The organism is Amycolatopsis sp. La24, assembly GCF_029087445.1.
Taxonomy (GTDB): Bacteria; Actinomycetota; Actinomycetes; order Mycobacteriales; family Pseudonocardiaceae; genus Amycolatopsis; species Amycolatopsis nivea.
The window spans coordinates 25,485-39,593 of sequence record NZ_JARACH010000028.1; the positions used below are offsets into that span (position 1 = coordinate 25,485).

Consider the following 14,109-nt stretch of genomic DNA (forward strand, 5'->3'; position numbering starts at 1 on the left):
GTCAGTGACTGACACTAAGGAGCCTTTCATGCATGTCTTCGTCACGGGCGGCTCGGGCCAGACCGGTCCCGCCGTCGTCGCCGAGCTGGTCCGGGCCGGACACTCGGTCACCGGGCTGGCTCGTTCGGACGCCTCCGCCGCGCGGCTGGAATCGCTCGGCGCGACGCCGCACCGGGGGTCGCTCGACGACCTCGACAGCCTGCGCCGCGGTGCCGAAGCCGCCGACGGCGTGCTGCACATGGCCCAGGGCGGCAGCTACGCCGATCCCGACGACCTCATCCGCCGCGACTGCGAGGCGATCGATGCGCTGGGCCAGGCCCTGGTCGGCACCGGAAAACCGTTCGTCAGCACGTCGGGCACCCTGGTGCTGAAGGCCGACCAGGTCAGCACCGAACTCGACCCGGCCGATCCGAACTCGGTCGCCTACTTCCGCATCCCCGGCGAGCAAACGTGTCTCGGATTCGCCGACCGTGGCGTCCGGGCCAGCGTGGTGCGGCTCGCGCCGACCGTGCACGGACCGCGCGACCACGGCTTCATCCCGGCGCTCATCGCGGGTGCGCGTCGAGCAGGCGTTTCGGCGTACATCGGCGATGGCACGAACCGCTGGCCCGCCGTCCATCGCGAGGACGCGGCGGTGCTTTTCCGGCTGGCGCTGGAGAAAGCGCCTGCCGGGAGCATGTTGCACGGGGTCGGGGAAACCGTCGAGATCAAGAGCGTCGCGGAGAAGATCGCGCAGTTGCTGGATATCCCCACGGCATCCTTGACTCTCGAAGAAGCCGCCGAACACCTCGGCAACCCGTTCCTGGCAAGGTTCTTCTCGCTCGACGTGCCCGCCTCCAGCGCGCACACCCAGGAGCTGCTGGGCTGGACGCCGAACCACGCGACGTTGCTGGAAGACCTGGAGGCCGGCGACTACTTCACCCCCGAGGCCAGCGACCGCGCCGAGGCGGTGTGGCGCTAGTTCCGGGCGCGCACCAAACCGGATTCGTACGCCACGATCACCAGCTGCGCGCGATCCCGGGCGTCGAGTTTCGCCAGCAGCCGTCCGATGTAGGTCTTCACCGTCGCCATCGACAGCTGCATCCGCTCGGTAATCTCCACATTGGACAGTCCGCTCGCCACCAGCGTAAGCACCTCGCGTTCCCGCGGGGCCAAGGCAGCGACGTCCGCGCGCGGCGGAGCGTCCGGGATCCGCGCGAACTGCGCGACCAGCCGCCGGGTGATGGACGGGCCGAGCAACGCGTCCCCGGCGGCCACCACGCGCACCGCCGTGCACAAGTCGGCCGGCCGGGTGTCCTTGAGCAGGAAGCCGGTCGCTCCGGCGCGGAGTGCGGCGAAGACGTGCTCGTCCAGGTCGAACATGGTCAACACCAGCACCCGCACGTCCGGCGCGCGCTCGCCGATCAGCCGGGTCGCTTCGATGCCGTCCATCACCGGCATCCGCACGTCCATCAGCACCACGTCGGGTTCTTCCGTCACCGCCAGCTCGACGGCCTCGGCCCCGGTCGCGGCTTCGCCGATTACGGTGAAGTCCGGTTCGCTGTCGAGCAGCAGCCGGAAACTTCCGCGCAGCAAGGCTTGGTCGTCCGCGACGACGACCCGGATTTGGTCATTCATCGGCGCACCGCAGCGTGGCGGCGACGCGGAACCCGCCGTCCTGGCCAGGTCCGGCGACCAGTTCGCCGCCGTAGAGGGCGACGCGTTCGCGCATGCCGGTCAGTCCGTGCCCGAGCCGCAGTTCGCCGATCGGGGCCGTGCTGTCGTCGGTGACCTGGATCCGGATCTCCTCCGCAGCGACCGCCACGACCACCCGGCACCGGGCCGGCGCGGCATGCTTCACGACGTTCGTCACCGCTTCCTGCACGATCCGGTACGCGGCCAGCGCGACCGGTTCCGGCACCTCCGCGGTACCGAGCACGGACAACTCGACGTCGACCCCGGCTTGCCGCGCGCGTTCGGCGAGCTGCGGCAACGCGGCGAGCGGATCGGCCGGGGTTTCGTCGGTCTCGTCGCGCAGCACCTGCAGCAACCGTCGCATCTCGCCGAGCGCCGCGCGGCTGGTCTGCTCGATCACCCGCAACGCGTCGCGCGCTTCTTCCGGGCGGCTGTCCGCGACGTGGTTGGCGACCCCCGCCTTCACCGCGATCAAGCCCATCCCGTGGGTGACGACGTCGTGCAGTTCGCGTGCGATCCGGACGCGTTCGTCGACCAGGATCCGGTGTTCGCGTTGCCGTTCCTGCCGCGCCGTTTGCGCGCGCCGGGACCGCACCGCTTCGGCGAGCCCCCAGGTGAGCAACGCCAGCGGGACCCCGAACGCGTACCACCACTGCCCCACGACCGCGGTAGCCGCCGACATCGCCGCAACCCCGGCCGCGGCTGGCAAGGCCCGCGGCGGACGCACGAGGTACAGCACGGCGGCCGCGCCGACGAACGGATCCCACAGCAGCCCGAAAGCCCCGGCAGCCGCGGAAACGACCACGGTGCCGATCAACAGCGGAACCGGTGCCCGCCGCCGCAGGAGGACCGCGGCGGCGATGAGCGTCGCGATCACCGCGGACACGGGCAGCCGCCAGGGCTCCTCGCCGATCAGCAGGTTTCCGGCAAGCCCCACATCCACGACGAGCAGGCCGGCCGCCAGCGCGACGTCGCTCACTCGCAGAGGGGACATAGTGTGCCGATCGTTGCTGATCCGGCCGCCGCCACGGCCGAATGACTTGGCTGCGAAGGTTACGTGCCGCTTCAGAGTCGGCCTGCTTTCGGTCGGATGGGCAACCCCACGTTAGCCAGTGCGGCGGGTGCGCACATCGTGCTGTGGTGGGTCATCCTCTGGGCTGGTTCCGCGGCGGGGAACTGTCCGCCCCGGACCGATGTGCGCGGGGCGCCCGGCCGGGCACGGTGAGCGGCATGTCGACCTTTCCCGGCCCTCGCCTCGGCGGAGCAGCGCTCGTCCTCGGCCCGGTGCTCGTGCTCGCCGGCGTGCTGCTGCGCCTGCCGTATCCGTTCTTCTTCCCGCACCAGCTAGCCGCTTCGGTGCAGCATCCAGCCCAGATGACCGCGGCTGCGACCTGTTTCGTGGCCGGTCAGGTGGTTCTGCTCTTCGCAGTGTCCACAGTGGTCCGGCAGATCGCGATGCAGAAGCCGCGCTGGGCGGCGTGGTCCGGCGCTCTGGTGCTGATCGGTCTGGCGGAGCGGGTCTTCCACACCGGATTCGACCAGGCCGCAACAGATCTCGCGCGGCATCGCGGAGCGGACTACGCGACCGCGTTCGTCGCGGACGCCTACGGCGACCTGCACCTGTTCAGCTTCTTGTCGTTCACGATCATGTTCGGCTGGCCGCTGCTGGCTTTCGCCGCCTATCGCGCCGGAGCGCTCGGACGGGTGCGCGCAGCAGCACTCGCCGCGGCGATGCTCATGCCGCTCGGTGTCCTCAAAGGAACGACGCCGTGGTCGATCGTCGCCGCGGCCGGGCTGTGCGTGGCGCTGGTGCCTTCCGGCGTCCAGCTGCTGAAACAAGCCGAGCGCCCGGACCGACGCACGTTCGGCCTCGCGTGCCTCGGTGCGGTCGCGGTCGGCGCGTTCGGCTACGTGAGCACGCTGGGCTGACTACTTCAGGTGCTCGCCGAAGAACGCCATCACGCGTCGCCAGGCGTCGGAATCCGAGGGCTCGTGGTAGCCCATTCCGGCGATCCGGGCGACCGCGGCCAGCGGCGCGGGCCGGTAGTGGTTCGCGAAACCGTGCCCGGCGTCCGGGTATTCCTTGACGTCGTGCGGGATTCCGCGTTCGGTGAGCGCGGCGTCGAGCTTGGCCGCGGCACCGCGCAGTGAGAGGTCCTTGCCGCCGAAGCTGCCGACGATCGGACAGGCGCCGTCCAAAATGGACAGATCCTTCGGCAGCGCCCCGTAGTACGGAGCGGAAGCGTCGAACTCCCGCGAGGCAGCCACCAACGCGAATCCGCCGCCCATGCAGAACCCGACGACGCCGACCTTGCCGGTCGCGTCGTCCCGTCCGGCGACGAGCACCCGCGCCGCCTCGATGTCCGCGAACGCCCGGCCCTCGCGGGCAAGCATCTCCTGGAAAGTCCGCTTGACGCACCGGATCATGCCGCCGCGCGAGTACAGATCGGGGCTCAGCGCGAGATATCCCGCGGCGGCGTACCGGTCGGTGATCTCGCGCGCGTCCTGGTTGAGCCCGAACACGTCGTGGATCAGCACGACCGCCGGGAACGGGCCGTCGCCGGACGGCACCGCCAGATAGCCGTCGATTTCCCCGTCGGCCACCGGAATCCGGATGTCCATCGCCTCAGTCCGCCGTGAACGGGTCGTACTGGATCTGGTCCAGCGCGCTGCCCGCGACCAGCATCCGCGACACCGTCGCGCGGATCATCGCCGGCGAACCGGACACCAGGATGTCGTGGTCCGGCCACGCGCCGTACCGCGTGACCGCCTCGGCGAGCGTGCCGTGTTCGCACCCGGGCAGATGGTCGCCGCGTTCGACGACCGGGGTGATGGTGAGCCACGGGTTGGTCGCGGCGAGCGCACGCAGTTCTTCCAGGTCGTAGAGGTCTTCGCGGGTCGGGCCGCCGTAGAACAGCCGGGTCTTCGGGTTCTCGCCCCACAGCGCGAGGTGGTCGAGGATCGCGCGCAGCGGCGCGACCCCGGTGCCGCCCGCGACCATCAGCACCCCGCGCGACTGTTCGCGGTTGACGGTCATCCGGCCCAGCGGCGGACCGAGCCGCCAGACGTCGCCCGCCTGCGTGTGGCTCACGATCGCCCGCGACACCCAGCCGCCGTCGACCGCGCGCACGTGGAATTCGATGCCGCCGTCCTCGCGCGGCGCGTTCGCCGGCGACAGATACCGCCACAACCGCGGCCGCTGCGGCACCTCGACGCTCATGTACTGGCCCGGCGAATACGGCACCGGCTGGTCCGGGATCACCCGCACCAGCGCGAGATCCCAGGTGAGCCGCCGGTGCTCGACCACGGTCGCCGACCACGAAGCCGGGTTCTCGTCCGCCGCCGCGGCCTCCTGCATCGCGCGCGCGACGATGGTGAACGCCTCCGCCCACGCGCGCTCGACCTCCGGCGTCCAGTCCGGGCCGAGGTGGTTTTTCAACGCGGCCAGCAGCGCGGTCCCGACGGCCTCGTAATGCTTGGGGGCGACACCGAACTTGCGGTGGTCGCGGCCGAGCTGGCGCAGGAACGGCAGCAGGTCGTCCGGCCGGTCCACCATCTGCACGACGCGGGCCAGCGCCCGGATGATGCGCCCGCCCTGCACTTCCATGTTGATCGGGAAGAAATCGCGCGTGGCGGGCGCGAGGGTGAACAGCATCCCGTAGAAGAACTGCGAGATCTCCGGCGCGTACGGCTCCGATTTGGCCCAGGTGTCGCGGATGAGCTGCACCATCGCGACGACGGCGGCGGGCGCCTGCCGGGGCGCGGCTGAGGTCCGCGGGAGCGGGCTGATCGAATCGGCTGTCATCGGGCTGTCGTCGTTCATGGGTCGGGACCGGAGGCCGGGGGGTTGGGAGGGAAGGGTCACGAGAGCAGGGGGGCCGAGGTTGTCGGATTCGGCTCGCGCCGCCGCGCGGGGGAATTCGCCACTCCTGCTCCTCGTTGTCCACGACGTGCTCGCCGCGTCGGCATCGCGGGGCGTCTGGTCCGCAGAGTAGCCGCACTGAGGCGGAAAGCCCGCATCGTTGCTCCGGTCGGGTTACCGGCCAGTCAGGACGTGGGGCAGCTCACCGATTAGATAGTTGTCCTACGCAACCTTCGGCAGCTAAACTTGTAGAATACAAGCAAGTGGGCACAGGCCCGGGAGGAACGATGAGCCCAGCTGACGACGTGCGGCTCGAACTGCTGCGGGAACTGAAGGCGTCCGCCCAGCTCCAGCACCTGTGGATCATGCAGGCGTGGCAGAACGAGCCAGGGCTGCACCCGGCCTCGGCGATGCTGCTGTCCGACCTCGCCAAGCACGGCGAGGCCCGTCCGTCCGAGGTCGCGAAGCGCAGGCTCGTCGACCTGTCGGTGATCAGCAGGCAGATCGCCCAGTTGCAGGCCGCCGGGCTGATCGAGCGCCGCCCCGCCCCCGAGGACGGGCGCGCGTCGCTGATCAGCGTGTCCGAGGCCGGTCTCGCCCGGCTCGAACTCTGGCGCAAGCAGTACCTCGAGTTCTTCGAGACGGCACTGGGCGGCTGGGACGAGGACCGGATCTCCGGCCTCACGTCGCAGCTCGCCGAATTGAACGAAGGTCTGCGCGCGACGCTCGGCCCGTCCGGGTACTGCGCCGGCGCGCCGCAGTCGGGAAAGTGAAGTAGCGAAAAGTGGAAACCACCGCATCCGGGCAGCCGATGACGCACCGGGAAATCCTCAAGGCCTTCACCGGCCTTTTGCTGGCCCTGCTCGTGGCGTTGCTGTCGTCGACCATCGTGTCCAACGCGCTGCCGACGATCCTCGCCGACCTGCACGGTTCGCAGAGCGAGTACACCTGGGTCGTCACCGCGACGCTGTTGACGTCGACCGCGACCACCCCGATCTGGGGCAAACTCTCCGACCTGTTCAGCAAGAAACTGCTGTACCAAATCGCGATCGTCGTTTTCACCGTCGGATCGGCACTGGGCGGCATCGCGCAGTCGATGCCCGAACTCATCACCTACCGCGCGCTGCAGGGCATCGGGCTCGGCGGGCTGCAGGCGCTGATCCAGGTCGTCATCGCGGCGATGATCGCGCCGCGCGACCGCGGCCGCTACACCGGTTACACCGGCGCGGTGTTCGCCGTTGCGACCGTGTCCGGCCCGTTGATCGGCGGGCTGATCGTGGACTCGCCGCTCGGCTGGCGCTGGTGCTTCTGGGTGTGCGTGCCGCTGGCCGTCGTCGCGTTCATCGTGCTCGGCCGGACGCTGAAGCTGCCGGTGCTCAAGCGCAAGGTGCGGATCGACTGGCTGGGCGCGACCCTGCTGGTCGGCGGCGTCGCGCTGCTGCTGATCTGGGTTTCGCTGGCGGGCGGCAGCTTCGGCTGGGTTTCGTGGTCGAGCGCCGCGTACGTCGGCGGTGCGATCGTCGCGCTGGCGCTGGCAGTTCTCGTCGAATCCCGGGTCGCGGAGCCGGTGGTTCCGCTGCGGCTCTTCCGCAACCGCACCTTCACGCTGTCCGTGCTCGCCTCGCTGGCGGTCGGCACCGCGATGTTCGGCGGTTCGGTGTTCCTCGGCCAGTACTACCAAATCGCGCGCGGTTTCTCGCCGACGCACGCCGGCCTGATGACGCTGCCGATGGTGCTGGGGCTTGCCGTCGCCTCCACCGGTGCGGGGCAGGTCATTTCCCGCACCGGGCGCACCAAGCCGTTCATGGTCGCGGGCGGGGTTTCGCTGCTGGCCGGGCTGTTCCTGCTCTCGACGGTGGACCACGCGACGAACCTGACGCTGATGGGCGTTTACCTCGCGCTGGTCGGCCTCGGACTGGGCTTCCTGATGCAGAACCTGGTTTTGGTAGTCCAAAACACGGTCGCGATGAAGGACATCGGTTCGTCGTCCTCGGTCGTCACGTTCTTCCGGTCGCTCGGCGGCGCGGCGGGCGTGTCCGCGCTCGGTGCGGTGCTCGCCGCCCGAGTGGCCACGAACATCGCGAACTCCCTGTCGCAGATGGGTATTCACTCGGGCGGCGCAGTGTCCGGCGGTGGCGGCACGTTCGCCATCTCGTCGCTCCCGCCGGCGCTGCAGCCGGTGGTGCGCGGGGCCTTCGGCGACGCGACCGGCACGGTGTTCTTCGTCGCGGGCTGCATCGCCGTGGTCACCTTCCTCGCGGTGCTGTTCATCAAGGAGGTGCCGCTGCGCCGGACGCTCGACGCGGACGCGCCGGCACCGGCTCCGGCGGCGGTTTCGGTCGAGGCCGTCTCGGTGGTCGAAGCTCCGGTCGAGATGACCTCCGTGCTGCGCGGCCGGGTTCTCGACGCGGGCGGTCGTCCGGTATCGGGTGTCGTGCTCACGCTCACCGACATGACCGGGCGTCAGGTCGACGTCGGCCGTACGGGACGTACGGGCGCGTACGAGTTGTCGGCGGACACTGTGGGCGAGCACGTCCTTCTCGCGACAGCTGGTTCGACGCGGCCCGCGGTGTCGACCGTGCGGCTTAACGGCAACGCGCGTTGGCACGACTTGCTGTTGGACAGCCAGGGCGCCATCTCAGGTCGCGTACGCGCAGCCGGTCGCCACGCCGCGGTCGCAGGCGCGGTGCTGACTCTTACGGACCGCCTGGGCATTGTCACCGCAACGCACATCGCGGGCGGCGATGGCGCGTACCGCTTCACGGGAATCGAACCGGGCGCCTACACGCTCACTGTGTCCGCACACGGATACACGCCGCATGCCGAGACGATGACGGTCGGCGACGGTGCGGCGGCACAGCACGATGTCGAACTGAGCGAGGCTGTTGAACGAGAGTTCGTTAGGCACCAAGGAACACTCAGCGTCGACTAAAGGGGCTCGTGAGTGTTTGTCGCGGTTCTCGCCGCGGTAGACACTCACGAGCTTTCTACTGGGAGTGGCATTTGCCGCCAAGCGATGCGCCCTCCCGGCCCTGCCTCGTCCCCCTCTCCCGGAGGTAGCGTCGAATATGTGACGCGAAGCAGGGTCGCGATGTTGCTGGCAATGGGGATCGACAACTTCGGTTCCGGACTTTTCCTTCCGCTCGCACTGCTTTACGTGACGCGGGTGATCGGAATCCCGCTCGTCGAAGCGGGCGCCGCGGTCACTTTGGGCACCACGGCGGGGCTTCTCATGCCGCCGCTGGCCGGGCGGCTGGTGGATCGCGCTGGGCCGAGAGCCGGAGTTCTTGCCTCGCAACTGTTGCAGGCCGCCGGAATCAGTGCGTATTTGTTCGCGCACGACATCGGCGGAGTTGTGGTCGCCGCCATCCTTCTTGGTGCCGGGCAACAATTGTTCTTCAGCTGCTTGTTCGCGCTCGTCGCCGCCGTCGCCGGGGACGTGCCGAAGGACCGGCCGTTCGCCGAGGTCGGAATGGTGCGCGCGGGCGGGTTCGGGCTCGGCGGGCTGACGTCGTCGGCGCTGCTCACCTGGTTCGGCGACAGCGGTTACCCCATCGCGCTCTTCGTGGACGTGCTGACTTTCCTCGCGGCGGCGGGCCTCGTCGCGGTGTTCATCCCGCCCGGCCGCCGGTTCGCGCCCGCAGTGCGCGTGCGCAGCGGGGTGTGGCGCAACCGCCCGTACCTGACTCTGATCCTGCTGAGCGGGCTGTTCGGGCTGTCGCTCGACTTCTTCCTCATCGGCACCCCGGTGTTCGTGCTCGACCGATTGCACGCGCCCACCTGGCTGCCCGGCGCGATCCTGTTCCTGCTGACCGTGCTGACCAGCGCCGGCGGCACGGTCGCGCTGCGGCTCACCCGGGGCCTCAGCCGGATCAGCGCGATGCGCGCCGGGTCAGCGCTGTTCGCCGCGTGGTGCCTGACGAGCGTCGGCGTGCTGCTGGTTCCGCGAAGCTGGCAGGTGCCGTACCTGCTGGCCGCCACGCTCGTGTTCGCCGCCGGCGACCTGGTGTTCGGCCCGCGCTCCGGCGCGCTCGCCGAGGCCGCCGCACCACCCGAAGCGAAGGGCCGTTACCTCGCCGCGTTCCAATACGCGTTCACTGTGGCTCAGGTGCTCGCTCCAGCGATCGTGTCGTTGTTTTCCGTGGCGGCTTGGTTACCCTGGGTGCTGGTCGGGGGTTGCGCTTGCCTTGCCGCGCTCGGGCTCGGCAGGCTGGGACCGAGGCTGCCCGCGGCCGCGGTGGCACCAATTCAGAGTTGAGCGGAACAGACTCAACTTTGCTGACGTTATACCTCTCGACGGGCCTTGGTCGGGCCTGTCACCAGGTATTTCCACAAACGCATGAGGTGAGGGATGGACGCTTTCAACCCGACCACGAAGACCCAGCAGGCGATCTCGTCCGCGGCGCAGGCGGCCACCGTGGCCGGCAACCCGCACGTGTCGGCCGCCCATTTGCTGGGCGCCCTGCTGGCGCAGGGTGACGGGACCACCGCACCGCTGCTGACCGCGGTCGGGGCGGACCCGGAGACGGTGCACAAGGAGCTCGAGCCGATCATCAACGGACTGCCGTCGGCGACCGGCGCGACCGTGTCGACGCCGCAGTTCGACGCGCCCGCGGTCAAGTCGCTCTCGCAGGCGCAGAAGCTCGCCACCGAACTCGGTGACGAGTACGTGTCGACCGAGCACCTGCTCGTCGGCCTCGCCACCGAAGGAGCCCAGGTCGCGGATCTGCTCAAGCGGCACGGCGCCACGCCGGACGCGCTGCGCGAGGCGTTCGCGAAGGTGCGCGGGTCGGCCCGGATCACCAGCGCGGATCCCGAAAGCACGTTCAAGGCGCTCGAGAAGTACGGCGTCGACCTGACCGAGCGGGCCCGTTCCGGTGAACTCGACCCGGTCATCGGCCGCGACACCGAGATCCGCCGCGTCGTGCAGGTGCTTTCCCGGCGCACCAAGAACAACCCGGTGCTGATCGGCGAACCGGGCGTCGGCAAGACGGCGATCGTCGAGGGCCTCGCCCAGCGGATCGTCGCGGGCGACGTGCCGGAATCGTTGCGCGGCAAGCGAGTCGTCGCACTCGACCTCGGGTCGATGGTGGCCGGAGCCAAGTTCCGCGGCGAGTTCGAGGAGCGGTTGAAGGCTGTCCTCAAGGAGATCACCGACTCCGCGGGCGAGGTCATCACGTTCATCGACGAGCTGCACACCATCGTCGGCGCGGGCGCGACCGGCGAGGGCGCGATGGACGCGGGCAACATGATCAAGCCGATGCTCGCCCGCGGCGAGCTGCGGATGGTCGGCGCGACCACGCTCGACGAGTACCGCCAGCACATCGAGAAGGACCCGGCGCTGGAGCGCCGTTTCCAGCAGGTGCTGGTCGGCGAGCCGTCGCCGGAGGACACCATCGCGATCCTGCGCGGGTTGAAGGAGCGCTACGAGGTGCACCACGGGGTCCGGATCACGGACGCCGCGCTGGTCGCCGCCGCGACGCTGTCGGACCGCTACATCACCGCGCGGTTCCTGCCGGACAAGGCGATCGACCTGGTCGACGAGGCCGCGTCGAAGATCCGGATGGAGATCGACTCGCGTCCGGTGGAGATCGACGAGGTCGAACGGGCCGTGCGGCGCATGGAGATCGAGGAGATGGCGCTGTCCAAAGAGGACGACGCTGCCTCTCTCGAACGGCTCACCGCGCTGCGTGCCGAGCTGGCCGAGAAGCGCGAGGAACTCACCGCGCTGACCGCCCGTTGGCAGAACGAGAAGGGCTCGATCGAGACCGTCCGTGAGCTGAAGGAGCAACTGGAGCAACTGCGCGGCGAATCGGAACGCGCCGAACGCGACGGCGACCTCGGCAAGGCCGCCGAGCTGCGGTACGGCCGGATTCCGGTGCTGGAGAAGGAGTTCGAGGCCGCGATGGCCGCGAACGAGGCCAGCAAGCAGAACGTCATGCTGAAGGAAGAGGTGGGCGCGGACGACGTCGCGGACGTGGTCAGCGCGTGGACCGGCATTCCCGCCGGACGGCTGCTGGAAGGCGAGACGGGCAAGCTGCTCCGGATGGAGGAGGAGCTGAACCGCCGCGTCATCGGCCAGGACCAGGCGGTCCAGGTCGTCGCGGACGCCGTGCGGCGCGCACGGGCCGGCGTTGCCGACCCGGACCGGCCGACCGGCTCGTTCCTGTTCCTCGGCCCGACCGGCGTCGGCAAGACCGAACTGGCGAAGGCGCTGGCGGAGTTCCTGTTCGACGACGAGCGCGCGATGCAGCGCATCGACATGAGCGAGTACTCCGAGAAGCACTCGGTGGCCCGCCTGGTCGGTGCTCCCCCGGGTTACGTCGGCTACGACCAGGGCGGCCAGCTGACCGAAGCCGTCCGGCGCCGCCCGTACACGGTTGTGCTGCTGGACGAGGTCGAAAAGGCGCACCCGGACGTGTTCGACGTGCTCCTGCAGGTCCTCGACGACGGCAGGCTCACCGACGGCCAAGGCCGGACGGTGGACTTCCGGAACACCATCCTGATCCTGACGTCGAACCTCGGCTCGCAAGCGATCGCGGACCCGGCGCTCGACGAACGCCAGCGCCGCGACGCGGTGATGGAGGTCGTGCAACGTCAGTTCAAGCCGGAGTTCCTGAACCGGCTGGACGACATCGTGGTGTTCCACGCGCTCGGCACCGAGCAACTGACGTCCATTGTGGACATACAGGTCGCCCGGCTCGCCAAGCGGCTCGCCCAGCGCCGTTTGCACCTCGAGGTCACCGACGGTGCCCGGGAATGGCTGGCGTTGAACGGCTTCGACCCGATCTACGGCGCCCGCCCGCTGCGCCGCCTGGTGCAGTCGGCGATCGGAGACCAGCTGGCCAAGCAGCTGCTCGCCGGCGAAGTCCGGGACGGGGACACCGTGCGGGTGGACCTGCCGGAACTGGAAACCGGTGACACGCTGACGGTGTCGCGGGTCTGAGTGTGGTTGGTGAGGGCCTCCTCGCGGAGTTATCGCGGGGAGGCCCTCACTGCGTCTTGCCAAGGTCGGCGGTCCAGACCCGGACTGCGAGCGTTTCCGCGGCGTGGTCGTCCGGTCCCGGACGAAGGCAGTTCCACGGCACCAGGCCTGGAGATTCATCGTTCAGGAACTCTTCGGCGATGGCGGCCAGCGGGACGTCTAGTTCGACCCGCGCCCCGAAGGGCAATTCATCGCTCGGCCGCGAGGTGGTCGAGCACCTCAACTGCCCGGCCTGCCGGTCGTGCCAGACATAGAACGTCACGGGCCCGTCGTAGCCCAGCGAAAGGACCCGCTCGCGCAGGATCGAGGCGCACTCCTCGAACGCGGCCGCGATCTCGTGAGCCGACAACGAGCCGCGTTCCTCGTCCGACGTCGAGAGCGACCAGGTGTTCTCCCGGTCCTCGAGGTTTCTCGCGGCCGGGTCGATGAGCAACGGCTCGTCCGCAACCTCGCGGATCCATCTCAGCAGCACCGCGTCACCCTGGCAGGACCCCTGCCGAACAAAAAACCGCCCGGCCGCTGAAGCGCGACCGGGCGGTTCCCGTGTCTCAGGAGGTGGCGTCTTCGCCGCGCTCCGATTCCACCGGCCGAGGCGGCGGAACTTCGCCCCTGCCCGGCGGAGTGCGCGGCGCGGGCGGAGACGGCTGCCGCTCCGTAGCCCGCGTATCCGCCGGCGACGGCGCCGACGTCTCCACTGCGCGAGTATCGACCGGCCGCGTCGCCTGCGTGTCCGCCGGAGAAGGAGCGCTCGTCGGAGGCCCGGCCGGAGTCCCCGCAGACGGCGTCCACGTGCGGTTCGAGTCGTAGTCCTCGTCGAACGGGTCCACGATGTCCGCGATCTCGCCCAGATCCCGCAGCAGCCGCTCAAGCCGCGACGGCCCAGCCCCGGGCACGACGCTCGCCAGCACCCACTCGTTCTCCAGCCACGCCACGCCGACGTCGCCGCCCAGCTGGTCGGCCGCGTCCACCAGGTCCTGGGTGATGACCTGGCGCGCCCCCTCGGAGTCGTCCGCGAAGGCGTAGCGCTGGCCGATCGGGCCGAGCATCTCCGGCATGTTCTCGCGCTGGAACGGCACGCTCGACAGCCACATCTCGACCGGCACCCGGTGCGTCTTGTTGCAGCGCACGGCCACGACCACCGCGGGCACCTGGCCTTGGGACTCGATGTCGAAGATGAACACCGGACGGCGGCCGTCGGAGGTGAAGGTGGAGCCCGCGACGACGTTCACCGCCGCGTCGGCTCCGAAGTAGCCGATCGCGCCTCCCGACCACTGCCGGGGCAGCCGTTCGTCCTCTTCCACGAACTGCCAGCCGCGCAACTGGGCCCAGCGCTGCCGCTCACGGTTGCGCGAGCCCTCCCTGGCCCGGTCCGCGAAGAGCAGGCCAAGCCCCGCCACCAGCGCGACGGCGGCGATGACGAACCAGATCCACGCCGAGATACCCACGCCGGTCAGGGTATCGCTGCCGAGCCCTCCTACCGGGACGGCCGCACCGTGTCGGCGCGCCCCGTTTGGCCGGAACCCGCCAGGTCGCGTCGACAAATCGGCTAATCGCCCGGCTCGGGTGTCCATTGCGGACGGGTTCCCGC

Annotated in this window: 12 protein-coding genes; 6 read left to right on the forward strand and 6 right to left on the reverse strand. The window is 69.7% G+C overall.

Features of this window, described 5'->3' with window-relative positions; genetic code table 11:
- Positions 1-28 precede the first annotated feature (28 nt).
- Positions 29-961 carry an SDR family oxidoreductase gene (locus PUT80_RS25005; RefSeq protein WP_238603785.1) on the forward strand — a complete coding sequence of 311 codons (933 nt, stop codon included), beginning with the start codon at positions 29-31 and terminating at the stop codon, positions 959-961.
- Here the strand turns inward: PUT80_RS25005 and PUT80_RS25010 are convergent.
- Together PUT80_RS25010 and PUT80_RS25015 are read right to left on the reverse strand one after the other, a co-directional pair.
- Positions 958-1,617 (reverse strand): response regulator transcription factor, encoded by a 660-nt coding sequence (locus PUT80_RS25010; RefSeq protein WP_238603786.1) that lies wholly within the window; start codon positions 1,615-1,617, stop codon positions 958-960. The genes PUT80_RS25005 and PUT80_RS25010 overlap by 4 nt on opposite strands.
- On the reverse strand, positions 1,610-2,653 hold the full coding sequence (locus PUT80_RS25015; protein WP_275293680.1) for a sensor histidine kinase: 1,044 nt from the start codon (positions 2,651-2,653) through the stop codon (positions 1,610-1,612). The genes PUT80_RS25010 and PUT80_RS25015 overlap by 8 nt, the downstream gene beginning before the upstream one ends.
- A gap of 251 nt (positions 2,654-2,904) precedes the next feature.
- Between PUT80_RS25015 and PUT80_RS25020 the strand changes: the two genes are divergently transcribed.
- Complete coding sequence (locus tag PUT80_RS25020) at positions 2,905-3,603, forward strand: hypothetical protein (protein ID WP_275293681.1); 699 nt, start codon at positions 2,905-2,907, stop codon at positions 3,601-3,603.
- Here PUT80_RS25020 and PUT80_RS25025 read toward each other — a convergent pair whose 3' ends face one another.
- Positions 3,604-4,296: a dienelactone hydrolase family protein gene (locus PUT80_RS25025; RefSeq protein WP_275293682.1), complete on the reverse strand. Its 693-nt coding sequence runs from the start codon at positions 4,294-4,296 to the stop codon at positions 3,604-3,606.
- A gap of 4 nt (positions 4,297-4,300) precedes the next feature.
- Positions 4,301-5,479, reverse strand: coding sequence for a globin domain-containing protein (locus PUT80_RS25030; RefSeq protein ID WP_199817392.1), 1,179 nt, complete (start codon positions 5,477-5,479; stop codon positions 4,301-4,303).
- 344 nt (positions 5,480-5,823) lie between these two features.
- Here PUT80_RS25030 and PUT80_RS25035 point away from each other — a divergent pair, with 344 nt between their 5' ends.
- The 4 genes from PUT80_RS25035 (at position 5,824) to clpB (ending at position 12,482) form a co-directional block, all read left to right on the forward strand.
- The gene (locus PUT80_RS25035; RefSeq protein WP_037808892.1) at positions 5,824-6,309 is read left to right on the forward strand and encodes a MarR family winged helix-turn-helix transcriptional regulator; all 486 of its coding nucleotides are present in this window, start codon (positions 5,824-5,826) and stop codon (positions 6,307-6,309) included.
- Between the two features lie 38 nt (positions 6,310-6,347).
- The gene (locus PUT80_RS25040; protein ID WP_275293723.1) at positions 6,348-8,468 is read left to right on the forward strand and encodes an MFS transporter; all 2,121 of its coding nucleotides are present in this window, start codon (positions 6,348-6,350) and stop codon (positions 8,466-8,468) included.
- Positions 8,469-8,606: 138 nt separating this feature from the next.
- Positions 8,607-9,794: an MFS transporter gene (locus tag PUT80_RS25045; RefSeq protein ID WP_275293683.1), complete on the forward strand. Its 1,188-nt coding sequence runs from the start codon at positions 8,607-8,609 to the stop codon at positions 9,792-9,794.
- Between the two features lie 93 nt (positions 9,795-9,887).
- A complete protein-coding gene (gene clpB / locus PUT80_RS25050) occupies positions 9,888-12,482 on the forward strand; it encodes an ATP-dependent chaperone ClpB (RefSeq protein ID WP_037808889.1) in 2,595 nt (864 codons plus the stop codon).
- 46 nt (positions 12,483-12,528) lie between these two features.
- Here the strand turns inward: clpB and PUT80_RS25055 are convergent, their stop codons facing one another.
- Both PUT80_RS25055 and PUT80_RS25060 read right to left on the reverse strand, forming a co-directional pair.
- Complete coding sequence (locus PUT80_RS25055) at positions 12,529-12,993, reverse strand: hypothetical protein (RefSeq protein WP_275293684.1); 465 nt, start codon at positions 12,991-12,993, stop codon at positions 12,529-12,531.
- 76 nt (positions 12,994-13,069) lie between these two features.
- Positions 13,070-13,966 carry a hypothetical protein gene (locus tag PUT80_RS25060; protein WP_275293685.1) on the reverse strand — a complete coding sequence of 299 codons (897 nt, stop codon included), beginning with the start codon at positions 13,964-13,966 and terminating at the stop codon, positions 13,070-13,072.
- Between the last annotated feature and the right edge of the window lie 143 nt (positions 13,967-14,109).